22 protein-coding genes and 1 pseudogene are annotated in these 23,249 nt (G+C 73.2%); 11 read left to right on the top strand and 12 right to left on the bottom strand.

Features of this window, described 5'->3' with window-relative positions:
* Positions 1-23: 23 nt before the first annotated feature.
* On the top strand, positions 24-1,268 hold the full coding sequence (locus tag ACIA6C_RS17300) for an alkaline phosphatase family protein (RefSeq protein WP_399276661.1): 1,245 nt from the start codon (positions 24-26) through the stop codon (positions 1,266-1,268).
* Between the two features lie 315 nt (positions 1,269-1,583).
* On the top strand, positions 1,584-3,980 hold the full coding sequence (locus ACIA6C_RS17305; protein ID WP_399277297.1) for an ATP-binding cassette domain-containing protein: 2,397 nt from the start codon (positions 1,584-1,586) through the stop codon (positions 3,978-3,980).
* 57 nt (positions 3,981-4,037) lie between these two features.
* Here ACIA6C_RS17305 and ACIA6C_RS17310 read toward each other — a convergent pair whose 3' ends face one another.
* On the bottom strand, positions 4,038-5,069 hold the full coding sequence (locus ACIA6C_RS17310; RefSeq protein WP_399276663.1) for a YncE family protein: 1,032 nt from the start codon (positions 5,067-5,069) through the stop codon (positions 4,038-4,040).
* Positions 5,070-5,178: 109 nt separating this feature from the next.
* On the opposite strand from ACIA6C_RS17310, the gene ACIA6C_RS17315 reads away from it, so the two are divergent.
* The gene (locus ACIA6C_RS17315) at positions 5,179-6,120 is read left to right on the top strand and encodes a LysR family transcriptional regulator (RefSeq protein WP_399276664.1); all 942 of its coding nucleotides are present in this window, start codon (positions 5,179-5,181) and stop codon (positions 6,118-6,120) included.
* Between the two features lie 27 nt (positions 6,121-6,147).
* Positions 6,148-7,047 (top strand): DUF72 domain-containing protein, encoded by a 900-nt coding sequence (locus tag ACIA6C_RS17320; protein WP_399276666.1) that lies wholly within the window; start codon positions 6,148-6,150, stop codon positions 7,045-7,047.
* On the opposite strand, the gene ACIA6C_RS17325 is transcribed toward ACIA6C_RS17320, so the two are convergent.
* The gene (locus ACIA6C_RS17325; RefSeq protein WP_399276668.1) at positions 6,982-7,230 is read right to left on the bottom strand and encodes a DUF5133 domain-containing protein; all 249 of its coding nucleotides are present in this window, start codon (positions 7,228-7,230) and stop codon (positions 6,982-6,984) included. The two genes, ACIA6C_RS17320 and ACIA6C_RS17325, sit on opposite strands and share 66 nt — an antisense overlap.
* Positions 7,231-7,614: 384 nt before the next feature.
* Here ACIA6C_RS17325 and ACIA6C_RS17330 point away from each other — a divergent pair, with 384 nt between their 5' ends.
* Together ACIA6C_RS17330 and ACIA6C_RS17335 are read left to right on the top strand one after the other, a co-directional pair.
* A complete protein-coding gene (locus ACIA6C_RS17330; protein WP_399276670.1) occupies positions 7,615-8,136 on the top strand; it encodes a SixA phosphatase family protein in 522 nt (173 codons plus the stop codon).
* Between the two features lie 62 nt (positions 8,137-8,198).
* Positions 8,199-8,933 carry an SOS response-associated peptidase gene (locus ACIA6C_RS17335; RefSeq protein ID WP_361126202.1) on the top strand — a complete coding sequence of 245 codons (735 nt, stop codon included), beginning with the start codon at positions 8,199-8,201 and terminating at the stop codon, positions 8,931-8,933.
* Here ACIA6C_RS17335 and ACIA6C_RS17340 read toward each other — a convergent pair.
* The 9 genes and pseudogenes from ACIA6C_RS17340 to ACIA6C_RS17380 form a co-directional block, all read right to left on the bottom strand.
* The gene (locus ACIA6C_RS17340; protein WP_399276673.1) at positions 8,878-9,717 is read right to left on the bottom strand and encodes an alpha/beta fold hydrolase; all 840 of its coding nucleotides are present in this window, start codon (positions 9,715-9,717) and stop codon (positions 8,878-8,880) included. The two genes, ACIA6C_RS17335 and ACIA6C_RS17340, sit on opposite strands and share 56 nt — an antisense overlap.
* A 114-nt stretch (positions 9,718-9,831) precedes the next feature.
* Positions 9,832-10,131, bottom strand: coding sequence for a DUF6479 family protein (locus ACIA6C_RS17345; protein ID WP_361126208.1), 300 nt, complete (start codon positions 10,129-10,131; stop codon positions 9,832-9,834).
* Between the two features lie 118 nt (positions 10,132-10,249).
* Positions 10,250-10,990, bottom strand: coding sequence for a metallophosphoesterase (locus ACIA6C_RS17350; RefSeq protein ID WP_361126211.1), 741 nt, complete (start codon positions 10,988-10,990; stop codon positions 10,250-10,252).
* A complete protein-coding gene (locus ACIA6C_RS17355; RefSeq protein WP_366080580.1) occupies positions 10,987-11,250 on the bottom strand; it encodes a hypothetical protein in 264 nt (87 codons plus the stop codon). Before ACIA6C_RS17355 ends, ACIA6C_RS17350 begins: the two co-directional genes overlap by 4 nt.
* A gap of 28 nt (positions 11,251-11,278) precedes the next feature.
* Entirely contained in the window at positions 11,279-11,983 is a 705-nt protein-coding gene (locus tag ACIA6C_RS17360; protein WP_399276676.1) for a nucleotidyltransferase family protein, read from the bottom strand.
* Positions 11,984-12,198: 215 nt separating this feature from the next.
* Complete coding sequence (locus ACIA6C_RS17365; protein WP_399276678.1) at positions 12,199-12,993, bottom strand: SDR family NAD(P)-dependent oxidoreductase; 795 nt, start codon at positions 12,991-12,993, stop codon at positions 12,199-12,201.
* 116 nt (positions 12,994-13,109) lie between these two features.
* Positions 13,110-14,575, bottom strand: a pseudogene (locus tag ACIA6C_RS17370) (aminotransferase class I/II-fold pyridoxal phosphate-dependent enzyme).
* Positions 14,576-14,666: 91 nt separating this feature from the next.
* Entirely contained in the window at positions 14,667-16,388 is a 1,722-nt protein-coding gene (locus ACIA6C_RS17375; protein ID WP_399276680.1) for a PP2C family protein-serine/threonine phosphatase, read from the bottom strand.
* Positions 16,385-17,371 (bottom strand): LLM class F420-dependent oxidoreductase, encoded by a 987-nt coding sequence (locus tag ACIA6C_RS17380; protein WP_399276682.1) that lies wholly within the window; start codon positions 17,369-17,371, stop codon positions 16,385-16,387. Before ACIA6C_RS17380 ends, ACIA6C_RS17375 begins: the two co-directional genes overlap by 4 nt.
* Before the next feature lie 156 nt (positions 17,372-17,527).
* On the opposite strand from ACIA6C_RS17380, the gene ACIA6C_RS17385 reads away from it, so the two are divergent.
* From ACIA6C_RS17385 to ACIA6C_RS17395, 3 genes are read left to right on the top strand one after another with little or no spacing between them, the layout of a single operon-like run.
* Positions 17,528-18,181 (top strand): 2Fe-2S iron-sulfur cluster-binding protein, encoded by a 654-nt coding sequence (locus tag ACIA6C_RS17385; RefSeq protein ID WP_399276684.1) that lies wholly within the window; start codon positions 17,528-17,530, stop codon positions 18,179-18,181.
* Entirely contained in the window at positions 18,178-19,167 is a 990-nt protein-coding gene (locus ACIA6C_RS17390; protein ID WP_399276686.1) for an FAD binding domain-containing protein, read from the top strand. Before ACIA6C_RS17385 ends, ACIA6C_RS17390 begins: the two co-directional genes overlap by 4 nt.
* Positions 19,168-19,198: 31 nt before the next feature.
* Positions 19,199-21,346 (top strand): xanthine dehydrogenase family protein molybdopterin-binding subunit, encoded by a 2,148-nt coding sequence (locus ACIA6C_RS17395; RefSeq protein ID WP_399276688.1) that lies wholly within the window; start codon positions 19,199-19,201, stop codon positions 21,344-21,346.
* Between the two features lie 73 nt (positions 21,347-21,419).
* On the opposite strand, the gene ACIA6C_RS17400 is transcribed toward ACIA6C_RS17395, so the two are convergent.
* Positions 21,420-21,836 carry a CBS domain-containing protein gene (locus tag ACIA6C_RS17400; protein WP_399276690.1) on the bottom strand — a complete coding sequence of 139 codons (417 nt, stop codon included), beginning with the start codon at positions 21,834-21,836 and terminating at the stop codon, positions 21,420-21,422.
* Positions 21,837-21,998: 162 nt separating this feature from the next.
* Between ACIA6C_RS17400 and ACIA6C_RS17405 the strand changes: the two genes are divergently transcribed.
* A complete protein-coding gene (locus ACIA6C_RS17405; RefSeq protein WP_399276692.1) occupies positions 21,999-22,817 on the top strand; it encodes an SDR family oxidoreductase in 819 nt (272 codons plus the stop codon).
* 99 nt (positions 22,818-22,916) lie between these two features.
* A complete protein-coding gene (locus ACIA6C_RS17410) occupies positions 22,917-23,150 on the top strand; it encodes a DUF6480 family protein (protein WP_361126245.1) in 234 nt (77 codons plus the stop codon).
* Positions 23,151-23,249 lie beyond the last annotated feature (99 nt).

Consider the following 23,249-nt stretch of genomic DNA (forward strand, 5'->3'; position numbering starts at 1 on the left):
AACCCCCACCGGAAGGAACTCCCATGCCCACCCCCTCACCCGAGACGGCCGCCAGACGCGGGGCACGGCGCTCCGCGCTCGTGGCCGCCCTCGGTGCGATCGGCCTGCTGGCCGCCTTCACCGTGGCCGGCTCCCAGGCCGCCGAGCGCGGCGCCGACGCCGGTCCGGCCGCCGCCGCGGCCCTGCCCTCGTACGACCACGTGGTGGTCGCCGTGTTCGAGAACAAGCAGTACGGCGAGATCATCGGCAACGCGAGCGCCCCGTACATCAACCAGCTCGCGAACGGCGGGGCGAGCCTGACCGGTATGAAGGCGCTGACCCATCCCAGCCAGCCGAACTACTTCAACCTCTTCTCCGGGGGCACCCAGGGCATCACGGGGGACGGCTGCTTCACCCCGCAGTCCATGACGGCCTCCAACCTCGGCCAGGAGCTGATCTCGGCCGGCAAGACCTTCGCGACCTACAACGAAGACCTGCCGAGCGAGGGTTCCACCGCCTGCACGAGCGGCAAGTACGCGCAGAAGCACAACCCGTGGTTCGCCTTCAAGAACGTACCGCTGAACACCGGCAAGACCTGGACGCAGTTCCCCCGGAACGACTTCGCCGCCCTGCCGAACCTGTCCTTCGTCGTGCCCAACCTGTGCAACGACATGCACGACTGCGCCGTCGGTACGGGTGACACCTGGACGAAGAGCAACCTCGACGCCTACGCGCAGTGGGCGAAGGCCAACAACAGCCTGCTGGTGCTGACGTGGGACGAGGACAACTACCTGGGCTCCAACCAGATCGCCACCGTCTTCTACGGAGCGAACGTCAAGGCGGGCACGTACACCACCGCCTACAACCACCACCACCTGCTGCGGACCTTCGAGGACCTGTTCGGGTCGCCGACGCACGCGGGCAACGCGGCCGCCGTCCAGCCCATCACCGAGGTGTTCACCGCCGGCTCCACCCCCACCCCCACACCCACCTCTACGCCGACCCCCACCCCCACCCCCACCACCGGTGATCTGAAACTGGCCGACCCCGGACCGCAGACCTGCAAGTTCAACCAGTCCTGCACCATCAACCTCACCGCGACCGGCGGCAAGGCCCCGATCCGCTACGCCGCCACGGGCCTTCCCCTGGGGCTGACCGCCGACCCCGGCACCGGCCGGATCAGCGGCAAGCCGTGGTCCGTGGGCACGGTCCAGATCACCGCGACCGCCACCGACTCCGCGGGCGCGACCGTCACCGCCGTGTTCCCCCTGACCGTCAACTGGTTCTGACGACACCCCCGCGGCGGGAGATGACCACCGCCCGTCCTGCGCTATAGTTGACCTTGAGCTCGGGGCCGCGAAACGCGGGCCGCGTGGCACGCGTTGGTGGTCCAAGGAAAGACACCCCACTTCCCGTGGGGGGATGCAGGTGCAAGGCCTGCCCAGCGCTCGATCAAGGCCCCGGCCTCCTCATGGAGGCCGGGGCTTTTTCGTCGTGTCCGTGACCGGGCAGGAATGGAGAAGCGAAACCCGTCCGTCGGCCGTAGCGTGGCCCGCATGGACACCGGCGGTACGGCCGGTCGCGAGGACGGAGAGACCACGAGCATGGCCACGAGGACGGACACGCAGTCGCCCGCGCCGCACGTCGCCGACACCCATGACGTGATCCGCGTGCACGGCGCCCGCGAGAACAACCTCAAGGACGTCAGCATCGAGATCCCCAAGCGCCGGCTGACGGTGTTCACCGGCGTATCCGGCTCGGGCAAGAGCTCGCTGGTGTTCAGCACGATCGCGGCCGAGTCGCAGCGGCTGATCAACGAGACGTACAGCGCGTTCGTCCAGGGCTTCATGCCGACGCTGGCGCGGCCCGAGGCCGACGTACTCGACGGGCTGACGACGGTGATCACCGTGGACCAGCAGCGCATGGGCGGCGACCCCCGCTCCACCGTCGGTACCGCCACCGACGCCAACGCCATGCTCCGCATCCTGTTCAGCCGGCTCGGACAGCCGCACATCGGCCCGCCCGGCGCGTACGCCTTCAACGTCCCCTCCGTCCGGGCGAGCGGTGCGATCACCGTGGAGCGCGGCGCCAAGAAGGCCGTGAAGGCCACCTTCAACCGCACCGGCGGCATGTGCCCCCGCTGTGAAGGGCGCGGCACCGTCTCCGACCTCGACCTCGCCCAGCTCTACGACGACACCAAGTCGCTCTCCGAGGGCGCCGTCACCATCCCCGGCTACGGCACCGACGGCTGGAACATGCGGCTCTACAAGGAGTCCGGCTTCCTCGACCCGGACAAGCCGATCCGCAAGTACACCAAGAGGGAACTGCACGACTTCCTCCACCACGAGCCGACCCGGATGAAGATCGCGGGCATCAACATGACCTACGAGGGACTGGTCCCCCGGCTCCAGAAGTCGATGCTCTCCAAGGACAAGGAGTCGATGCAGCCGCACATCCGGGAGTTCGTGGACCGGGCGGTCACCTTCGCCACCTGTCCCGAATGCGACGGCACGCGCCTCAGCGAGGGCGCCCGGTCCTCGAAGATCGGGGGGATCAGCATCGCCGACGCCTGCGCCATGCAGATCAGCGACCTCGCGGACTGGGTCCGTGGCCTCGAAGAGCCGTCGGTGGCGCCTCTGCTCGCCGCGTTGCGGCAGACCCTCGACTCCTTCGGGGAGATCGGTCTCGGCTACCTCTCGCTCGACCGGCCGTCGGGCACGCTGTCGGGCGGCGAGGCACAGCGCGTCAAGATGATCCGCCACCTCGGATCCTCGCTGACCGACGTGACCTACGTCTTCGACGAGCCCACGACGGGCCTGCACCCCCACGACATCCAGCGGATGAACGACCTTCTGCTGCGGCTGCGGGACAAGGGCAACACGGTGCTCGTGGTGGAACACAAACCGGAGACCATCGCCATCGCCGACCACGTCGTCGACCTCGGCCCCGGCGCCGGTACGGCAGGAGGCACCGTCTGCTTCGAGGGGACCGTCGAGGGGCTGCGGGGCGCCGGAACCGTCACGGGCCGCCATTTCGACGACCGGGCCGCCCTCAAGGAGAAGCCGCGGACGCCGACCGGCACCCTGGAGGTCCGCGGCGCGACCACCCACAACCTGCGGGGCGTCGACGTCGACATCCCGCTCGGGGTGCTGGCCGTCGTCACCGGCGTCGCCGGCTCCGGCAAGAGCTCGCTCGTGCACGGCTCGCTCGTCAAGGGCGGGGGAGCCGCCGGAGCGGGTGTGGTGTCGGTCGACCAGGGCCCCATCCGCGGCTCCCGGCGCAGCAACCCGGCGACCTACACCGGCCTCCTGGACCCGATCCGCAAGGCGTTCGCCAAGGCCAACGGCGTGAAGCCGGCGCTGTTCAGTTCCAACTCCGAGGGCGCCTGCCCCACCTGCAACGGCGCCGGGGTCGTCTACACCGACCTCGCGATGATGGCGGGCGTCGCCACCACCTGCGAGGAGTGCGAGGGCAAGCGGTTCCAGGCGTCGGTTCTGGAGTACCACCTCGGCGGCCGCGACATCAGCGAGGTCCTCGCGATGCCGGTGAGCGAGGCCGCGGAGTTCTTCGGCGACGGCGAGGCACGCACCCCCGCCGCGCACCGCGTCCTCGAACGGCTCGCCGACGTCGGGCTCGGTTACCTGACCATCGGCCAGCCCCTCACCACGCTCTCCGGCGGCGAGCGGCAGCGGCTCAAGCTGGCCACGCACATGGCCGACAAGGGAGGCGTCTACGTCCTCGACGAGCCGACCGCGGGACTGCACCTCGCCGACGTCGAGCAGCTCCTCGGCCTGCTCGACCGGCTCGTGGACTCCGGCAAGTCGGTCATCGTGGTCGAGCACCACCAGGCGGTCATGGCGCACGCCGACTGGATCATCGACCTCGGTCCCGGAGCCGGCCACGACGGCGGCCGGATCGTCTTCGAGGGCACACCCGCCGACCTCGTCGCCGCCCGCTCCACCCTGACCGGCCGGCATCTCGCCGCCTACGTCGGCGGCTGACCGCCCTCACCTCCGCCCGGCCGTGACGCCCTTCGCGACCTCGACGCGCGAAGGGCGTCAGACCGCGGGGGAGGGGATGTAGGCGAGCCCGTGGGCACCCGGTTCGCCCGCGCGGTCGACGTGCAAGGTCGCCACCGCCTCCCTGCGCGGCAGGTCCACCACCGTGACCGTGCTGGACGACACCGCCGCGACGTAGCCGTAGCGGCCGTCGGGTGAGGAGGTGATCGTCAGGGGGAAGGCGCCGACCTCCACCCGGCCGAGTTCCTCGCCGTCCTCGCCGTACACGTGCAAGAGCCCCGGCACCTGCTCGCCGAGCGCGGGCCCGCCGGCCCGCATGCGCAGTTCTCCCGCCAGGACCAGACCCGTGGCGGTCACGTGCACGGGGAAGACCAGGCCGTCCGTGCGGTGCGTACGCACCACGGCGCCGGTGGCCGTGTCGATCACCCGGACCCCGGCCCCGGGCACCGGGCCCGTGACGGTGAAGTCCCCCTTGGGCGCGGCCGCGTACACGTACCGTCCGTCGCGCGAGGCCGCGATGCCCTCGCTGCCGGGCACCTCGATCCGGCCGGCCGGCGCTCCCGAACCGATGTCGACCACCGACAGGAACGGCGCCTCCTTGTTCGCGCTGTACGCGCGGCTCCCGTCCGGCGTGAGGGTGAACCAGTGCGGGCCGGGCGCCCCCACGGGCAGCCGGCGTACGGGCTCCAGGGAGTCCGCGTCGAGCGCCACCAGGGCGCCCTCCTCGTCCCCGTGCGCTTCGACGCTCACCCAGAGCAGGCCGCCCGACGGGTCCAGGGCGATGCCGTGCGGCGCGCGTTCCGGTGCCAGGTCGACGACGTCGAGGATCCGGCGCCGGTCGGGATCGATCACCACGAGCTCGTGGGCCCGTCCGGCGTTGGCGTGGTAGTAGCCGGACCGGTAGGTGATCGTGGCGTACAGCCGCCGGCGTACCGGGTCGAAGCACAATTCGTGCGGTTCGCCGGGGACTTCCAGTACTTCGAGCCTGCGGAAGTCCACCGCGTCGAAGAAAGTGACCGTGGGGCCGCTCTGGCTCGCCACGGCGAGGACGTCGTTCGTGTTCCGTGTCATGGACCAGAGCCTGGACCGGCCGCAGGATTAACTCCAGTGCAGTTATGGCAAGGTGTGATTGCCTGCAACGCAAAGGTGCTGGCCGTGCCCGAGCCGCACGGCCCTTCGAGTGACGGGAGACACAGTGCCGGACGGCCCCGAACGGCAGTTGGACCTGAACCTGCTGGTCGCCCTCGACGCGCTGCTGGAGGAGGAGAGCGTCACCGGAGCCGCCGCGCGCCTGCACGTGTCCGCTCCCGCCATGAGCCGCACCCTCGGGCGCATCCGTACGGTCCTGCGCGATCCCGTACTCGTCCGCGCCGGACGGCAGCTCGTCCCCACCCCCCGTGCCGTCGAACTGCGACCGCGCGTCCGCGTCCTCGTCCACCAGGCACGCGCCCTCCTGGAACCGGAGCCCGTCACCGACCCGGCGCGGCTTAACCGCGAATTCACCCTCCAAGCGGGCGAGATGCTGCTGCCGCAACTCGCCCCCCGGCTCGTGCGCGCCGTCGTACAGCAGGCCCCCGGGGTCACCCTGCGGTTCATGCCGGAAGCCCTGGAGGGCACGCCCGCCCTGCGCGAGGGGCGGCTGGACCTCGAAATCGGCGTCATCGGCCACCCCGACCCGGAGACCCGGATCGAACTGCTCGGCCGGACCCGCCTCCTCGCCGCCGTACGCGCCGGACACCCCCTGGCGCGCCGCAAGACCGTCACGGCCCGGGCCTTCGCCGCCGCGGACCACATCGGAGTGTCCCGCCAGGGCCGGGTCCGCGGCCCCGTGGACGACGAACTGGCCGGACTCGGGCTGCGCCGCCGCGTGGTCGCCGTCGTACCGGGCTGGAGCGCCGCGCTCTTCCTCTGCCGGGAGAGCGACCTGGTCTGCCTCACCCCGGCCGGCGCCCCGTCCCGCCATCACGAACTGCTGGGCCTGCACACATTCGAGGTGCCGCTGGAACTGCCGCCCGTCGTCATCGGCATGGCATGGCACCCGCGCAACGACGCCGACCCCGCGCACGGCTGGCTCCGCGACCAGGTCCGGGAGATGTGGCGGTCCGGCGGCTTTTCGGGGTAGACGGGCCGCGAGGAAAGGACGGCCGGAATGGGCGAGTTGTTGGTCGGGACGTGTTCCTGGACGGACAAGGCACTGGTGGGCAGCGGTTGGTACCCGCCGGGCAGGCGCGATGCGGAGGGACGGTTGCGGCACTACGCCGAACGGTTCCCCGTCGTGGAGGTCGACGCCGGCTACTACGCGCTCCCCGTCGTGCGCAACAGCATGCTCTGGGTCGAACGCACACCGCCCGGCTTCCGCTTCGACGTCAAGGCCTTCTCCCTCCTCACCGGCCACCCGACCCGCGAGGCCGCCCTGCCCGCCGATCTCCGGGGCCGCGACAGCGGTGACCCGGAGCTCCTCGACGAGGTCTGGCGCCGTTTCGGGGCGGCACTGCGCCCTCTCGCGGAGGCCGGCCGGCTGGGCGCCGTACTGTTCCAGTTCCCGCCCTGGTTCGCCCCGGGGGCGCGGGCGGAGACCGTCTTGCACCGCGTGCGGAAGCGGGCGCCCGAGTGGCCGCTGGCGGTGGAGTTCCGCCACCCCGACTGGTGGCGGGATGACCAACGGGGGCACACGGAAGCCCTGTTGAGGGACCTGGACGCCACCGCCGTGGCCGTGGACACGGCCCCGGAGCTGCCCACATCCATACCGCCCGTCACGCCGGTCACGTCCTCGAAGCTCGCCGTGGTCCGCTTCCACGGCCGCAGCCGGGCCTGGGGCACGGGCAGCAAGGAGGACCGTTTCCGCCACACCTACACGCAGGGCGAGTTGAGCCAGTGGCTGCCGCGGCTGCGGACCCTGGCGGAGCGGGTCGAAGAGCTGCACGTGCTGTTCAACAACTGCTGCGGCGACGCCGCCGTACGCGCCGCGCAGACGATGCGGAACCTACTGGCCGACCACGGGCGGGCGGGCGGGCCGGCCCGGACGGGGCCTGACCTCACGTCGCCTTGAGCCGGTCGGCCGAGAGCAGTTCCTCCGCCACCCGGAGCGCCGCGTGTGGGCGTGCCGCCGCCCGGTCAGGACGCACAGGGTGTACGAGGCGTCCTCCAGCCGGCTGCGCGGCACGGTGGCAGAACCGGCCTGCTGCTGCCCCGTCCGCGTCTCCTCGATCACCGCACGCAGCGCCTCCACCACGGGCCCGGGTGGCTCCTGCCCCCGCCGCCGGGGGGCGGCGTCAGCCGCCTCGGCCAGGCCGACCCCGCCGCCTCCGCGAGCAGACGCCGCGCGGCACGGGTGTGGCGGGTGTGCAGCAGGTCAGGCCGACGGGGTGGGGCATACGCGTGGCACGGGGACTGCGGTGCCCCCGCCCGGGTGAAGACCCCGCGCCGCGCGCGCCCCGCGAGGTCGGGCGGTGCGGCCTATCCTGGAAGCGGCGGCCGGCAGCGCGAGCGGCCTCCCGGCCGCCGGGCCCGGCCACGGGCGCGCACCCCTCTCCGAACCACCGCGCCCGCGCGCCGGCTCAGCGCCCGGGTCACGACGCGGCCCCCGGATGGGCGACGCAGGCGGGAGGATCGGACCGTGCCGGAACAGGGTGAACGCCGGATCGTACTGGTCCGGCATGCCAAGGCGGTGCCCAAGAACGTCACCGAGGACTTCGAGCGCGCGCTCTCCGACCGGGGCTGCCACGACGCGCCGCGGGCGGGCGACTGGCTGGAGCGGTCCGGCTACGGCGTGGACCTGGCCCTGTGCTCCTCGGCCCGGCGGGCCCGCCAGACCTGGCAGCTGATGATGCCCCTGCTGAGCGCGCCGCCCCCCACCCTCTACCAGGCCCGGCTCTACGAAGCCGAGGCGCACGACCTCCTCTCCGCCGTCGCGGAGGCCGCGGCCGAGGTGACCGGGATCGTGCTGATCGGCCACAACCCGGCCATCCACGAAGTCGCCAGGAGCCTGTGCGGCGCAGGCCCGAAGAAGCTCGTCCGGCGCCTCGGGGCCGCCTTCCCGACCTCCGCCGTCGCCGTACTGACGGTGAAGGGCGGCTCGGACGGCGTCGCGCCGGGTGCGGCCCGCCTGGCCGCCTTCTGGGCACCGGGCGACGACTGAACCAGGGCCCGTGCGCCGCGGCGGACACCGCGCGACGCTGTCCCGGGTGGCACAGTGGGTGCATGTGTGGCCGTTACGCTTCCACCCGCGCCCCCGCCGACCTGGCCGGCCTCTTCGAAGCCCGCTGGGACCCCCGCGAGACGCTCGCCCCCAGCTGGAACGTCGCTCCCACCGACCCGGTCTGGGCCGTCGTCGAACGCAAGGACCGCGGAACGCACGCCGTCGAGCGCAGACTGCGCCCCGTGCGCTGGGGCCTGGTCCCGTCCTGGGCCAAGGACCCGGGCGTCGGCGCCCGGATGATCAACGCCCGGGTGGAGACGGTCCACGAGAAGCCCGCCTTCCGCCGCGCGCTCGCCAAGCGGCGGTGCCTGCTGCCGGCGGACGGCTTCTACGAATGGCAGACCGAGCGGACCGGGAACGACGGGAAGACCTACAAGCAGCCCTACTTCATCCGCCCCGAGGACGCGTCGGTGATGGCCATGGCCGGCCTGTACGAGTTCTGGCGGGACCGCAGCGTCGCCGACGACGACGATCCGGCGGCCTGGCTCACCACGGCGACCGTCATCACCACCGAGGCCGCGGACGCGGCCGGCCGCATCCACCCGCGGATGCCCCTGGCCCTGGACCCCGCGGACTACCAGGCCTGGCTCGACCCCGCCCACCAGGACGTCAACGCCCTGCGCGCCCTGCTGCACACCCCCGCCGACGGCCGGCTCGCGGTACGGGCGGTGTCCACCGAGGTCAACAGCGTCCGCAACAACGGCCCCCACCTCCTGGAGGACGCCCCGGCCCGGTGAGGAAGGCGGCCGCGCGCTCCCCCCAGGTGCCGACGTCGGCGCGGGTACGGGAGACGTGGAGTCGCGCTCCGGGCATCGAGCGGGCCAGGGCCCGCGCCGTCGACAGCGGATGGCCGGGATCGCCCTCCCAGGCGAGGACCAGGGCCGGCAGGCGCAGCGCGGAGAGCGCGGCCGGCGCGGGCAGGTCCGAGAGCGCGAGACCCCGCAGGACCGCCGGGAGGATGCGCCGCGGCGGTGTCGGCGGGAACCGGGGGACATCGGCCACCACCCGCGGGGGCCGCTGGGCCTGCCTCCCGGCGAGCCAGGCCTCCACGCCCCGCCGTTCGACGGTGTCGGCGGCGGCCCTGTCGGCCCGCGCGTGCGCCTCCCGCGTCGTCCACGCCGTGGGCGGGATCAGCAGCACCAGTGCGGAGAACCGCTCCGGCGCCCGGACCGCGGCATGCAGCACGGTGGCGCACCCCATCGAGGAGCCCATGGCGTCGGCGGGCCCGGAGGAGCCCAGGTGGCTCAGGAGGGCGAGCAGGTCCTCCGCGAGACTGCCGTACGTGTAATCGGCGTCGGCGGCCCCGCCCGTGGACCGCCCGTGCCCGCGGGCGTCGTACCGGACCAGGCGCCGCCCCGCCCGCAGGAGCGGCGCCCAGTCGAACAGCCCCATCCGGTCCTCGACGGCCTGGCTGACGAAGCCGCCGTGCGCGTAGACGACGAGCGGGCCCGCGCCGTGGTCGTCGTAGACCAGTTCGGCCCCGCGGTACCGGAAGCGGCCTTCGCGGCCGGTCGCGTCCATCACCGGGCCCCTTCGTGTCGGGCCGTTCGTGTCGGACCCCTCGCCCGAGGACGCCTCGTCTCAGGCAGCTGGTCTCAGGCGGCTCGTGTCACGTCCTCGTCTCCCACCGCACGGTCAGGACCGCTCGTCCTCGGGGGACCCGAAGTTGCCGTAGCCCTGGAGGTCGTGCGCCGTGCGGCGGCTGCCGTCCGTGGGGAACGTCTGCGCTTCGGCCGCGCGCCGCTCCTCGCCGTGCCCGGCGTCCGCCGGCCGCCGGGGCTGCTCGGCGGGGGTGGGCGGCTTCGGCTCGGCGGCGCGGCGTTTCATGCCCCACCACACCGCCCCGATCAGCACGACGACGACGATCACGCCTACCGTGGCGGCGAAGGCGGTTCCCGAGGCGCTCATCGCGAGCGCGGTGGCCGAGTTCATCATGGAGCCGTTTCCTTTCGTCGGGCGCCGCGGGGGGCCGCCTACGGCCCGCTGCGGACGTCCTCTTCTCCCCGTCGCGGCTGCCCGGCGCACGGCGGGTGAAACGGCGCGAACAGCACGCTCACTGCCGCGTGTGCCCGTTGGGGGACAGGTGGTAGACGGCGAAGGCCCGGTCGATGACGGGCATCGCGACGTTGCGCACCCGGATCCCGCCGGCGGTCATCCCGTGTTCCTTGCCGGCGTGGGCGTGACCGTGGACGGCGAGGTCGGCGCCCGCGTCGTCGACGGCCTCCGCCAGCAGGTAACTGCCGAGAAAGGGGTAGATCTCCCTCGGTTCCCCCGCGAGGGTGTCCTCGACGGGCGAGAAGTGCGTCAGCGCGATCCTGATGTCGCAGGCGGATCCGCGCAGTTCGTGCAGGGACTCCCGGAGGCTGTCGGCACTGCGACGGGTGTACTGGACGAAGGACTTCATCTCGGGCTCGCCGAAATCACTGGCACATCGCCCGGCGAAACCGCCGCCGAAGCCCTTGGTGCCGGCGACGCCGACTCTCGTACCGGCGATGTCGAGGACCACGCCGTCGCCTTCCAGTACGTGCACCCCGACCCGCGCCAGTTCCTCGGCGACGGCGGCCTGCTGGTCGCTCTGGTAGTCGTGGTTGCCCAGCACGGCGGCCACCGGGACGGGCAGCCCCGCCACTTCGTGCGCGACGACGCGTGCCTCCTCGGCGGTGCCGTGCCGGGTGAGGTCACCGGCGAGCAGCAGCAGGTCGGCATGGGAGCCGAGGGTCTCGAAGGCCGGCCTCAGCGTTCCCTCGCTGCCCGGTCCGAGGTGGATGTCCCCGACGGCCGCGACGCGGATCATGACAGCTCTTCCGAGTGGTCGGGCGGCGCCGCGCAGTTCACCGTCAAGTCCTGGTGCCAGGCCACTCCCGCCAGTTCCTCCCCGGCGATGCGCAGCACCTCCGCCCGGCAGTCGGCGCTGGTCACGCTGCCCGAGAGGTGCGCGGTGGCTCCGTGCATCTCGATCCGTACGCCCAGCTCGGCGATGTCCTCGCGGGCCAGCCGGTCCCGTAGGTGCTGGATGCGGTACTCGATCAGCTCGGCGGTGTTCATACCGTTCATGCGGGTTGTCCCCTCACTGCGACCTCGCTTACCGGGCCCTTGCCGGGCTCATGACGTTCGCGCCGTTCATGTGGTCGACGTTCTCCCTCGGCGCGATGACCCGCAGCCGTTCGAGCAGGTAGAAGAACGCGTCCGCCAGGGGCGCGTTCTGATGGGCCCGGAACATGCGGTCCCAGTCGATCTGTTCGCGCAGCATCCGGGCCATCGGCAGCAGATCGCCGAAGTCGCAGTAGTGCTCGCACAGTGCGGCGAGCCGGCTGTCCATGAGGTCGGTGGGGGACAGGACCGGCATCCACACCGAGTCCACGGGCAGCACCACCGCACGGTCGAGCAGTTCCCGGCTCACCGGACGGCGGGCGAGCTCGAAGATCAGGTCGATCTCCTCGCCGCCCGAGCGGCCCTTGACCAGCCAGTCCTCGGGGGCCCGGCGCATCGCGATCCCGCCCTCCTCCAGCGCCTTGATCACGGTCTCGGCGTCCTCGCGCATGACGCAGAAGTCGGTGTCGTGCTGGAAGCGCGGCGGCAGGCCGTGGGCGAACGCGGCCACGCTGCCGGCCAGCGCGAACGGCTGCCCCGACGCTTTCAGCAGCGCAGCGACCCGTTTGGTGGTCTCCAAGATGGCCTGGGTGTGGTCGTGCGGCAGGGGCCCGTCGCTCTGAGCGGGACCGCGCAGGTCCGAGGGGGAGACCTCGCCCTCGGGTCGGGCAGAACGGTTCTTCGCAGAGTGGCTCACGGCAATCACTCACTCGTCCACTGGCTCGTTCCTGAGCGGCCGCGGGGGTGCCCGAGCCGCGGAGGCCGGCAGTCAGTCCTCATCGCGCACGATATTCCACTTGGTGACGCGGCGCGCGGGCTCGTCGTCCCACCGGTCGTCCCTCGCCGGTTCTCCTCTTCGCTCGTGGTTTCACCGGTGAAGGACGGGTGCCCGCTGGACCGCGGCCCATTCGCTCAGCGGCCGCCTCCCGGCTCCGCCATGCGGTGGTGCATCAGGGCCTTCACCCGGTCGGGCAGGACGCGGTTGGCCACGGCGCCCTGGAGCTTCGTCTTCACCGAACCGGCGACGATCTTCTGCCGGCCCTCCGTCATCGCCTGGAACCCCTGCTCGGCCACGAGGGCGGGGTTGTCCTTCTTGGCGCGGCCGACGCGGGTGTCGAGCATGTGGGCCCGGCGGAAGAAGTCCGTGGCGGTGGCGCCGGGCATCAGGGAGGTGACGGTGACGCCGGTGTCCTTGAGCTCGTCGCTCAGCGCCTGGCTGAACGACTGGAGGAACGACTTCGACGCGTTGTACACCGCCTGGTAGGGCCCGGGCATCGTGGAGGCGATCGACGAGGTGATCAGTACCCGGCCGGTACCGCGGGCGACCATGCCGGGCAGCAGCCGTTTGGCCAGGTGGACCGTGGCGGTGATGTTCAGGTCGATGATGCGGGCGTCGTCCGAGAGGTCGGTGTCCAGGAAGGCGCCGCCCCTTCCGACGCCCGCGTTGAGGGCGAGTGCGCTCACCGGGCGGCCGTGGTCAAAGACCGCCCGGCACAGCGTTTCGACGCCGTCGTAGAGGGCGAGGTCGGCGCGCACGGCGGTGACCTCGGTGCCCTGCTCGCGCAGTTCCTCCGCGGCGAGGGCCAGGCCCCCGTCCTCGGCGGTGACGAGCAGGTCGTATCCGTGTCCGGCGCATACGCGGGCGAGTTCGAGGCCGATGCCGCTGGAGGCGCCGGTGATGACGGCCAGAGGGCGATTGGTGTCCATGTCGCTGCGGCTACCCGCCGCCCGGGGTGATACGCCCGACCCGTCTCTGAACGCCCCAGCTTGTTCCCATACACCCCTTCCGTGCTGATGCGCCCGCTCCCCGGCACTGTCCGCCGTCAGTCCTCGGCGGTCACCCGGACGCTCTTGACCTCGCTGTCGGCGGCGTCCGGTACGACCATGCCCGCTTCGACGCCCGTCCGCAGGTACCGCAGCACCTCGTGCGTCAGCCGGTCCCCCGGCACCACCACCGGGATGCCGGGCGGGTACGGGGTCAGCATCTCCGCCGAGATCCGGCCCACGGCCCGCTCCAGCGGCACCTGCTCGGCCGGACCGAAGAAGGCGTCGCGGGGCAGCGCCGCGGACTCCATCCGCATGCCGGCCGGGTCCGGGACCTCCACCCGGCGGGCCGGCGCAGGTCGTCCGCGTGCGCTACCAGGTCCCGCAGCGCGTCCAGGAGCCGGTCCGCGGTGTCCTGCCCGTCGGCGTGCGTCAGCTGGGCGCTGATCCGGCGGTGGTCGGACAGGTGCAGGTTGATCTGCCGGTGCTCGCGCAGCCAGTCGGCGGCCCGGTAGCCCGTCGTCCCCAGTCGGGTGATGTCGATGATGATCTGGAGCGGGTCGAGGTCGAACGCCAGGCCCGGACCGCAGAAGTCCTCGCGTCCGTGCACGTGCATGCCGTCGATCTCGCCGATCCGCTTGCGGAGCGACTCCGCCAGCGCCAGCGCGTCGTCGTACAGGGCCCTGCCGTGCTCGACCATCTGCCGGCGCCAGCCGTCCAGGGCGGCGTAGATCAGGACCGAGGGGCTCGTGGTCCCCAGCAGGTCCTCACGGCTCTTGAGCACCTCCGGCCGCACGAGATCACCCTGGAGGTGGAACACCGATCCCTGCTCCAGCCCCGAGCCCATCTTGTGCACGGAGGTGACGCACACGTCGGCCCCGGCGTCCATCGCCCAGGTCGGCAGGTCCGGGTGGAACGGCAGGTGCGCCCCCCACGCCTCGTCCACGATGAGCGGCTTCCCGTGCTGGTGGCAGACCCGCGCGATCGCCGCCAGGTCGCTGGAGGTCCCGTACGGGGTGGGGCCGGTGACCAGGGCGCCCTTGGCGTCCGGGTGCGCGGCGAAGGCGGCGGCGAACGCCTCGGCGGCCGGCGGGTGCGCGAGGTGGCGCTCCGCGTCCCAGCCGGGCTCCACCCACACCGGCCGGATGCCGGAAAGGATGAGCCCCGACACCACGGACTTGTGGGCGTCACGGCCCACCAGCAGTTCCTCGTGCGGTCCGGCCACCGACAGCATGGCGGACTTGACCGACAGCGAGCTGCCGCAGGTGGAGAAGAAGGCATGTTCCGCGCCGACGGCGTCCGCCATCAGCTCCTGCGCACGCTCCAGCACACCGTGCGAGGAGGTGCGGTCGTCGAGCCCGCTGGTCGCGAGCACGTCGGAGAGGAACACCGCGTCGCCCAGAACAGCGCGGACCCGGGGATCCGCACCGCGCGCCTGCTTGTGCCCGGGGGGTGTGAAGGGGGTCTGGCCGCTCGCGTGATAGGCCGCGAGGGCGTCGAGAACGGGGGCTTCCGACTGGTCCATGCGGCGCGCCTGCCCGGCCGGCCCCACCCGAAACGGCCCGCCGGGCGGGACCGTCCGCACGGGTGAAGGGCCCGGTCTGGCCGGGAGGGGCTCAGCCGAGCCGGATCGCCAACAGGCAGGCGTCGTCCTCGCGGTCGTCGGCGGGACCGGCGGACATCACCCGGTCGAGGGTTTCGGCCGCTCCCAGCCCCGCGCAGGACTCCAGCGCCTTGCGCAGGGTGTCGATCCCGTAGGTGATGTCCTGGCCGCGCCGCTCCACCATGCCGTCGGTGTACAGCAGCAGCAGGTCCCCGGTGCGCAGCGGGACGGTCGCCGTCGCGTACTCGTGCCCGGGCAGCAGACCGAACAGCGGCCCCCGGTGCTCCGTGTCGAGCGCCGTGGCCGAGTCCCCGCGCAGCAGCAGGGGAGCGGGGTGACCGGCGCACGCCCACCGCAGGTTCCGCGCGGCGTCGATGTGGCCGATGATGCCCGTGGCGGTCTCGGCCGCCGGGTCGGAGCACAGCAGCTCGTTCAGCCAGGTGGCCAGCTGACCGGCATGGGTGCCGGGGGAGTGCGCCAGGCCCGCCAGCGCGTGGCGCTGCTGCGCCATCCGGGCCACCGCGTCCAGCCCGTGTCCGCAGGCGTCCCCGATCGCGAGCAGGATCCGGCCGTCCGGCAGCAGACGACACTTGTACCAGTCCCCGCCGACCGAGGCGTCCTCCTCCGCCGGCAGGTACGCGGCCGCCACCGAGACGCCCAGTGCCTCCAGCTCCGCGGAGTGCGTGGGCAGCAGGGCCTCCCGCAGCGCCGACGCCACCCGGTGCTCGGCCGCGGCCTCCTCCCGCAGCCGCTGCGTCTGGCGGCGGGTCTCCGCCAGGCGCTGCCGACTGCGGACCTGGGCCGTGAGGTCGCGGGCGATGAGCCGCAGCAGCCAGGGCATCCCGTCCGTGGCGATGACCGGGTGCCCGACGAGGGTGAGGGTGCGGACCTCGCCGAGCACCGTGAACCGGACCTCGGCGCCCGGCGGCTCCTCACCGTCGAGCAGGGCCGTCATCAGCTTCGCGAAGCGCGGGACGTCCTCCGGCAGCACCGCGTCGCACAACTCCGTCAGGGACAGCGGCCGGGCCGGATCGGTGCGGAAGATCGAGGTCAGGCCCTCGGACCAGACGACCGCTCCCGACAGCAGGTCCCAGGTGCCCCACCCCATGGAGGCGATGTACTGGGCGTCGAGCGACATCATCTCCGTCCGGTTGAGGGCCGGACGCCAGGTCGCCAGTACCTTGTCCCCGCAGGAGGCGGCGTCGTACAGCAGCTTCGTGCGGTGCAGCCCGTCGCGGTGCTGCTCGGTGTAGTCCACGGCGTACGAGTGGACGGCGCGGCCGGTGTCCAGCACCTCGCTCAGGGCGCCCACCAGGCCGCCCGCCGCCGCCCCGGGCTGCACCTCCAGCAGGCGTCGGCCCACCTGGGCGTCCGGCGCGTCGAGCCACTGCGCGGAGCGGACGTGGTTGCCGGCGCGGACCGTGAAGTCGACGACCCGGCCGTCCTCGTCCCGTACGGGCGCCAGTAGCGCCGCGGACACCGGGATCGCGGGCAGGGCCGCGCACACGCACCCCCATGGGTCGTGGCCGTCCGGCCCGTCGGGGTCGTCGGAACAGGAGTGCGGGGCTCCCTCGCCCCCGCCGCACGGGCAGCTCCCCGAGGAGCCGCGGTCCTGCGGGGCCTCCGCCTCACGGCGCACTCCCGCGTCACGGCGGGCGGCTGCGCGCAGCGCCGCCACCTCCCGCGTGATCAGCAGTTTGAGGGAGGCGGTGTCCTGCGGGACGACCGGGCTCATCCGGCGGGACCGTCGGTGCCGAGGTCACGCAGCGCCGGCAGGAGGGTCGACTGCGCCCATTCCAGGAACGGCTCCTGGTGCCGGCCGCCGACCTGGACGAGCGCCACCTCCGAGAAGCCGGCCTCCACGAAGGGCCGTACGGCGTCCACGAAGACCTCGACGTCGTCCCCGCACGGCACCGACTCGGCGACGTCCTCGGGGCGGACGTGCTGGGCGGCCTGGTCGAAGGAGGCCGGTCCGGGCAGCTCCGCGTTGACCTTCCAGCCGCCCGCCGACCAGCGGAACTGCTCGTGGGCCCGCTTGACGGCCGCGTCACGGTCCGGGTCGTAGCAGACGGGCAGCTGGCCGACGCGCGGCTTTCCCGCGCCCCCTGCCCGGTCGAAGGCGTCCAGCAGCTCCCGCTCGGGTTCGATGGCGATGACCAGATCGGCGAGCCGGCCCGCGAGGTCGCAGGACTTGTCCCCGGAGACCGCGATGCCGATGGGCGGCGGGTCGGCCGGCAAGTCCCACAGCCGGGCGTTCTCCACGTCGAAGTACTGACCGTGATGGTTGACCGAGCCCCCTTCGAAGAGGGCCCGGATGATCTCGACGGCCTCCTCCAGCATCTCCAGCCGGACGTGCGCCGCCGGCCAGCCCGGCCCGACGACGTGCTCGTTCAGGTTCTCGCCCGAGCCCAGGCCCAGCCGGAACCGGCCCCCGGACAGCAGCTGCATGGTCGCGGCCTTCTGGGCGACGACCGCCGGGTGGTACCGCATGGTCGGACACGTCACGTACGTCATCAGCGGGATCCGCGAAGTGGCCTGGGCCGCCGCGCCGAGGACGCTCCACGCGTACGGGGAGTGCCCTTGCTCCGCCAGCCACGGGAAGTAGTGGTCGGAGGTGACGGAGAAGTCGAAACCCGCCCGCTCCGCTCCCACCACGTGCTCGACCAGTTCCCGGGGGCCGGCCTGCTCGGTCATCATCGTGTATCCGATTCGCACCATGGGCCGCGTCTTACCGGTCTGCTCCGCGGCGAAACCTGACCGTGGGCCGTATGGAGGAGGCGGGCGGGGCCGTGCGGCGCGCTCGGGCGTGCGAGGGGCCAGGCTGGGCAGTCGAAGGGATATTCCCTGCCGAAACGGATGACAAGGGAGTTCGTCGTGGCCCACGCAACCGACCCGCCCGCCCCCCGGCCGGCGCACGGCGGTGACCCCGGCCCCGCGCCGCGCACGCCGCACGACACGGCCGCCGGGGCCGTCCGCTCCCGCGTGACCCTGCGCGTCAACGGCGTCCACCACGACCTCGACCTGGACCACAGGGTCACGCTCCTCGACGCCCTGCGCGAGCACCTGGACCTGACCGGCGCCAAGAAGGGCTGCGACCACGGGCAATGCGGCGCCTGCACCGTCCTGGTCGACGGCCGGCGCGCCAACAGCTGCCTGCTCCTCACCGTCGCGCTCGACGGCTGCGAGATCACCACCGTGGAGGGCCTGGCCGCCCCCGACGGCGCCCTCCACCCGCTCCAGCGCGCCTTCATCGAGAACGACGCCTTCCAGTGCGGCTACTGCACCCCAGGCCAGCTCTGCTCCGCCGTCGGCGCGCTCCGGGAAGCGGCCGCCGGGCATCCCTCGCACGTCACCGCCGCCACGTCCCGGGCGACTTCCGGTCCCGCCGTGCTGAACGCCGAGGAGATCCGGGAACGGCTCAGCGGAAACCTGTGCCGCTGCGGCGCCTACCCCGCCATCGTGCGGGCCGTCGCCGAAGCCGGCGCGGACGCCGCGTCCACCGCGACCGGCGCGGAGGTGACCGCGTGAAGCCCTTCGCCTACGTACGCGCCACAACCCTGCGCGAAGCGGCCGACGCCTACGCCGCCCACCCCGGCTCCCGCTACCTCGGCGGCGGCACCAACCTCGTGGACCTGATGAAACTGGGCGTCGAGACCCCCGCCGCCCTCATCGACGTCTCCCGGCTCCCCCTGGGGGAGATCACCGAACTCCCCGACGGGGCCCTGCGCGTCGGCGCCACGGTCCGCAACAGCGACCTGGCCGCCCACCCCAGGGTGCGCACCCACTACCCGCTCCTCAGCCAGGCACTGCTCTCCGGCGCCTCGGGCCAGCTGCGCAACGTCGCCACCACCGGCGGCAACCTCCTCCAGCGCACCCGCTGCGGCTACTTCCAGGACCCCTCCAAGCCGTGCAACAAGCGCGAACCCGGCAGCGGCTGCGGTGCCCGCGACGGCGTCCATCGCGACCACGCCGTACTCGGGCACTCCGAGCACTGCATCGCCACCCACCCCTCCGACATGGCCGTGGCCCTGGCCGCGCTGGACGCCGAGGTCGAGCTGTACGGGGAGAGCGGCACCATCCGTACGGTCGCGGCCACCGAGTTCCACCGGCTGCCCGGGGACCGTCCCGAACAGGACACCGTCGTGCGGCCGGGGGAGATCATCACGGCGGTGCTCCTGCCCGCCCCGGCCCCCGGCGCCGTCTCGCTCTACCGAAAGGCCCGCGAACGCGCCTCGTACGCCTTCGCCCTCGCTTCGGTCGCCGTCGTCCTCGAAGTCGACGACGGCCGCGTACGCCGGGTCGCCCTCGCCTTCGGCGGCCTCGCCCACCGGCCCTGGCGCGCGACCACCGCCGAGGCCCGGCTGACCGGCGCCGCACCGCACCCCGACACCGTCCGCGCGGCCGTCGACGCGGAACTCGCGGCTGCCAGGCCGCTGCGCGACAACGCGTACAAGATCCCGCTCGCCCGCAACCTCGCCTGCGACGCCATCGCCACGCTGGCCGGCGCGCCGTAACCGGTTCCACCTGACCAGGAACAGGACCACGATGAGCCCGACCTCCGCCACCCTCGACACCACCGCATCCGTCCTCGGCGCCCCCGTCCCGCGGCGCGAGGGCCGGGAGAAGGTGACCGGCGCCGCCCGGTACGCCGCCGAACAGCACCTGCCCCGGCGGGCCTACGCCTGGCCGGTGCCCGCGACGGTCGCCCGCGGCCGGATCACCGCCGTCGACACCGCCGCCGCACTGGCCCTGCCCGGCGTACTGGGCGTCCTCACCCCCTACGACGCCCCGCGCCTTGGCCCCTCCGACGATCCCACCCTCCAACTGCTCCAGGACCTGCGCGTGCCGCACCGCGGCTGGTACGTGGCGCTGGCCATCGCCGACACCCTGGAGGGGGCCCGGGCCGCCGCCGACGCGGTACGCGTCACCTACGAGACCGAGCCGCACGACGTGACCCTGCGCGAGGACCATCCCGGCCTGTACACCCCCGAGCAGGTCAACGGCGGTTACCCCGCCCACCGCGAACAGGGCGACCCCGACGCGGCGTTCGCCACCGCGCTCGTACGCGTCGACGCCGTCTACCGCGTACCACCGCTGCACAACCACGCCATGGAACCGCACGCGGCCACCGCCGACTGGGACGCCGGGCGCGGCCACCTCACCGTGTACGACTCCTGCCAGGGCACCACCGTGGTGCGGAGCGTCCTGGCAGGGCTGTTCCGGCTGCCCGAGGACCGGATCACCGTCCTGTCCGAGCACGTGGGCGGCGGCTTCGGCTCCAAGGGCACCCCGCGGCCCCACGTCGTGCTCGCCGTGATGGCGACCCGGCACTGCGGACGCCCCGTCACACTGGCGCTGCCCCGCCAGCACATGGCGGCGACCGTCGGCCACCGCGCGCCCACCTTGCACCACGTCCGGCTGGGTGCCCGCCCCGACGGCACCCTCACCGCCCTCACCCACGAGGTCACCACCCACACCTCGCAGGTCCGCGAGTTCGTGGAACAGGCGGCCGTACCCGCCCGGGTGATGTACGCCGTCCAGGACAGCCGCACCACCCACCGCGTCACCGCGCTCGACGTGCCCACGCCCTCGTGGATGCGGGCCCCCGGCGAGACCCCCGGCATGTACGCCCTGGAGTCCGCCATGGACGAGCTGGCCGACGCCCTCGGCATGGACCCCGTCGAGCTGCGCGTGCGCAACGACCCGGCCACCGAGCCCGACAGCGGCCACCCGTTCAGCAGCCGCCACCTCGTGGAGTGCCTGCGCGAGGGCGCCCGCCGATTCGGCTGGCCGGGCCGCCGTCCGCCCCTGCGGGAGGGGCCGTTCCTCGTCGGGACCGGCGTGGCCGCCGCCACCTACCCCGTGTACATCGCCCCGGCGGGTGCCCGGGCCCACGCCCGCCCCGACGGGAGCTACCTCGTCGAGGTCAACGCCACCGACATCGGGACCGGCGCCCGTACGGTCCTCTCCCAGATCGCCGCCGACGCCCTGCGCGTCCCGCTCGACGCCGTCGCGCTGGCCATCGGCAACAGCTCCCTGCCCGCCGGCCCCGTCGCCGGCGGCTCCACCGGGACCGCCTCATGGGGCTGGGCCGTGCACGACGCCTGCACCGCCCTGACCGACCGGCTGGCCCGGCACCAGGGGCCGCTGCCCGCCGCCGGCCTCTCCGCGTCCGCCGACACCACCCAGTCGGCCAAGCAGAAGTCCCCCTACGCCCGCCACGCCTTCGGAGCCCACTTTGCCGAGGTCCAGGCGGACACCGTCACCGGCGAGGTACGCGTCCGCAGGCTGCTCGGCGTCTTCGCGGCGGGCCGCATCCTCAATCCGCGCACCGCCCGTTCCCAGCTCATCGGGGGGATGGTGATGGGCCTGGGCATGGCGCTGACCGAGCACAGCGGCCTCGATCCGGCGTTCGGAGACTTCGCGGAACGGGACCTGGCCGCCTACCACGTGCCGTCGAACGCCGACGTTCCCGCCATCGAGGCCCACTGGGTCGAGGAGCACGACAAGCACCTCAACCCGATGGGCAGCAAAGGCATCGGGGAGATCGGCATCGTCGGCGCCGCCGCGGCGATCGGCAACGCGGTGAGCCACGCCGTCGGCCGGCGCATCCGCGAGGTGCCGCTGACCCCGGACCGGGTCCTGGCCGCCCTCGAAGGAGAGCCGACGGCCGCGGCCGGCCCGGCCGGATGACCGCCCCGCACGCCCCGGCCGTGGCGGGCACGGGGGCCCGCCACGGCCGGGGAGCGGCGGCCGTACGGCGGCGTCAGTCGGAGGACAGGGCCTGGAGCAGGTCGCCCACGGCCGGGTCCGGCAGGGCCCGGGCCACATCGGCCTGGGCGACCATCCCGACGAGCCGGTGTCCGTCGATCACGGGCAGCCGGCGGACCTTGTGCTCCCGCATCGTGCGCAGGATCTCCTCCGCGTCGTCGTCCGCGCCGATCGTCACCGCCTCGCCCTGGGCGAGTTCGCCCGCCTTGCAGCTGGCGGGGTCCTTGCCCTGGCCCAGCACCTTCACCACGATGTCGCGGTCGGTGAGGACTCCCTTCAACCGGTCGTCGTTGCCGCAGATCGGCAGGGCGCCCACCCCGAGGTCGGTCATCTTCCGTGCCGCTTCGAGGACGCTCTCGTCCTCTCCGATGCAGTCGGCGCCTTCGGTCATGATTTCGCGTGCAGTGGTCATGGACGTGTCCTCTCCGCTGGAGTGCCTTCTTCTCGCTCCGGCGCCTTCCCACCTCCGCAACCGGATAACGCCCCGCGCGGAGATCCTTCGGCGCATCCCGGCTCCGCCTCCGGGCAGGGCCGCACCGAGACCCCGTCCGACACGACGAGAAAGGGCATTGCCATGACCGGTCCCCTCCACAGCGCCGCTCGACGGCCCACCGCGGCCGTGGTCACCGGAGCCGATTCCGGCATCGGCCGGGCCACCGCCGTGCGGCTCGCGGCCGCCGGGTTGGACGTCGGCATCACCTGGCACACCGACGAAGAGGGTGCCCGGGCGACGGCGGCCGAAGTACGCGGCCACGGCCGCACAGCGGTGCTCGCCCGGCTGGACCTCACCGAACTGCCCGGCGCGGCCGATGTGATCGACGCCCTCGCCGACGACCTCGGCCGGATCGACGTACTGGTCAACAACGCCGGCACCGGCACCGCCGAGCCGTTCCTCGACATCGGCCTCGACCGGCTCCGCCAGGTACTGGACGTGGACCTCGCCGGCCCCTTCCTGTGCTCCCAGCGCGCGGCGCGCCGCATGATCGGCCAGGGCGACGGCGGCCGGATCGTCAACGTCACCTCGGTGCACGAACACCAGCCGCGCGTCGGCGCCGGGCCCTACTGCGCCGCCAAGGGCGGCCTCGGGCTGCTCACCCAGGTGATGGCGCTGGAACTCGCCGAGCACGGGATCACCGTCAACTCCGTCGCTCCGGGGGAGATCGCCACGCCGATGACCGGCCAGGAGGACGCGGACGTGCGCCGCGAGCACCGGCCGGGCGTGCCGCTGGGCCGGCCCGGTGACGCCCGGGAGGTCGCCGCGGTCATCGCCTTCCTCGCGGGCGAGGACGCCTCCTACGTCACCGGCGCCTCGTGGGCCGTGGACGGAGGCATGCTCCGCATGGGCCCCATGGCCGGCTCCCACCTGGAGAGCGACCGCTGGCGGACCCCCTGACCGGACTCACTGACCGGGCCGCCCCGGCGTCCCGCGCCGCTCGGGCGTGCCGACCGGGGCGCCGAGGTTTCACCGTCCCCCGATGGGCAGACGCCGGGCATGCACGAACACAACCCCGACCCCGACCCGAAGAACACCACCGGACTCGAACCGGGCGGTGGAGTACCGCCCGGCGAGACCCCGCCGGCAGAGGGCAGCACCAGCTCCGGCGCGGGGCCTTACCGCCCGCTGAAGCCCGGCTGGGGCAACGGCCCGCTGGTGGCCATCTGCGTCGTCGCCATCCTCTTCGCGGCCTTCTTCCTCGCCTACGCGATCATCCTCGCCACCCGGTGAGCATCATCCTCGCCACCCGGTGAGCCACCCTGCTCCGCCGCCGGGCCCCCGGCCCGGCCGGAGGCCCCCCGCGAGACGGGGGCGCCTGATCACGGGGGT

The organism is Streptomyces sp. NPDC051578 (genome assembly GCF_044454045.1).
Taxonomy (GTDB): Bacteria; Actinomycetota; Actinomycetes; order Streptomycetales; family Streptomycetaceae; genus Streptomyces.

Excerpts from the sequence above, each read along its gene's own strand:
- ACIA6C_RS17300 (WP_399276661.1), top strand. The coding sequence starts at position 24 with ATGCCCACCCCCTCACCCGAGACGGCCGCCAGACGCGGGGCACGGCGC.
- ACIA6C_RS17305 (WP_399277297.1), top strand. The coding sequence starts at position 1,584 with ATGGCCACGAGGACGGACACGCAGTCGCCCGCGCCGCACGTCGCCGAC.
- ACIA6C_RS17310 (WP_399276663.1), bottom strand. The coding sequence starts at position 5,069 with ATGACACGGAACACGAACGACGTCCTCGCCGTGGCGAGCCAGAGCGGC.
- ACIA6C_RS17320 (WP_399276666.1), top strand. The coding sequence starts at position 6,148 with ATGGGCGAGTTGTTGGTCGGGACGTGTTCCTGGACGGACAAGGCACTG.
- ACIA6C_RS17335 (WP_361126202.1), top strand. The coding sequence starts at position 8,199 with ATGTGTGGCCGTTACGCTTCCACCCGCGCCCCCGCCGACCTGGCCGGC.
- ACIA6C_RS17340 (WP_399276673.1), bottom strand. The coding sequence starts at position 9,717 with ATGGACGCGACCGGCCGCGAAGGCCGCTTCCGGTACCGCGGGGCCGAA.
- ACIA6C_RS17345 (WP_361126208.1), bottom strand. The coding sequence starts at position 10,131 with ATGATGAACTCGGCCACCGCGCTCGCGATGAGCGCCTCGGGAACCGCC.
- ACIA6C_RS17350 (WP_361126211.1), bottom strand. The coding sequence starts at position 10,990 with ATGATCCGCGTCGCGGCCGTCGGGGACATCCACCTCGGACCGGGCAGC.
- ACIA6C_RS17355 (WP_366080580.1), bottom strand. The coding sequence starts at position 11,250 with ATGAACGGTATGAACACCGCCGAGCTGATCGAGTACCGCATCCAGCAC.
- ACIA6C_RS17365 (WP_399276678.1), bottom strand. The coding sequence starts at position 12,993 with ATGGACACCAATCGCCCTCTGGCCGTCATCACCGGCGCCTCCAGCGGC.
- ACIA6C_RS17375 (WP_399276680.1), bottom strand. The coding sequence starts at position 16,388 with ATGAGCCCGGTCGTCCCGCAGGACACCGCCTCCCTCAAACTGCTGATC.
- ACIA6C_RS17380 (WP_399276682.1), bottom strand. The coding sequence starts at position 17,371 with ATGGTGCGAATCGGATACACGATGATGACCGAGCAGGCCGGCCCCCGG.
- ACIA6C_RS17395 (WP_399276688.1), top strand. The coding sequence starts at position 19,199 with ATGAGCCCGACCTCCGCCACCCTCGACACCACCGCATCCGTCCTCGGC.
- ACIA6C_RS17400 (WP_399276690.1), bottom strand. The coding sequence starts at position 21,836 with ATGACCACTGCACGCGAAATCATGACCGAAGGCGCCGACTGCATCGGA.
- ACIA6C_RS17405 (WP_399276692.1), top strand. The coding sequence starts at position 21,999 with ATGACCGGTCCCCTCCACAGCGCCGCTCGACGGCCCACCGCGGCCGTG.
- ACIA6C_RS17410 (WP_361126245.1), top strand. The coding sequence starts at position 22,917 with ATGCACGAACACAACCCCGACCCCGACCCGAAGAACACCACCGGACTC.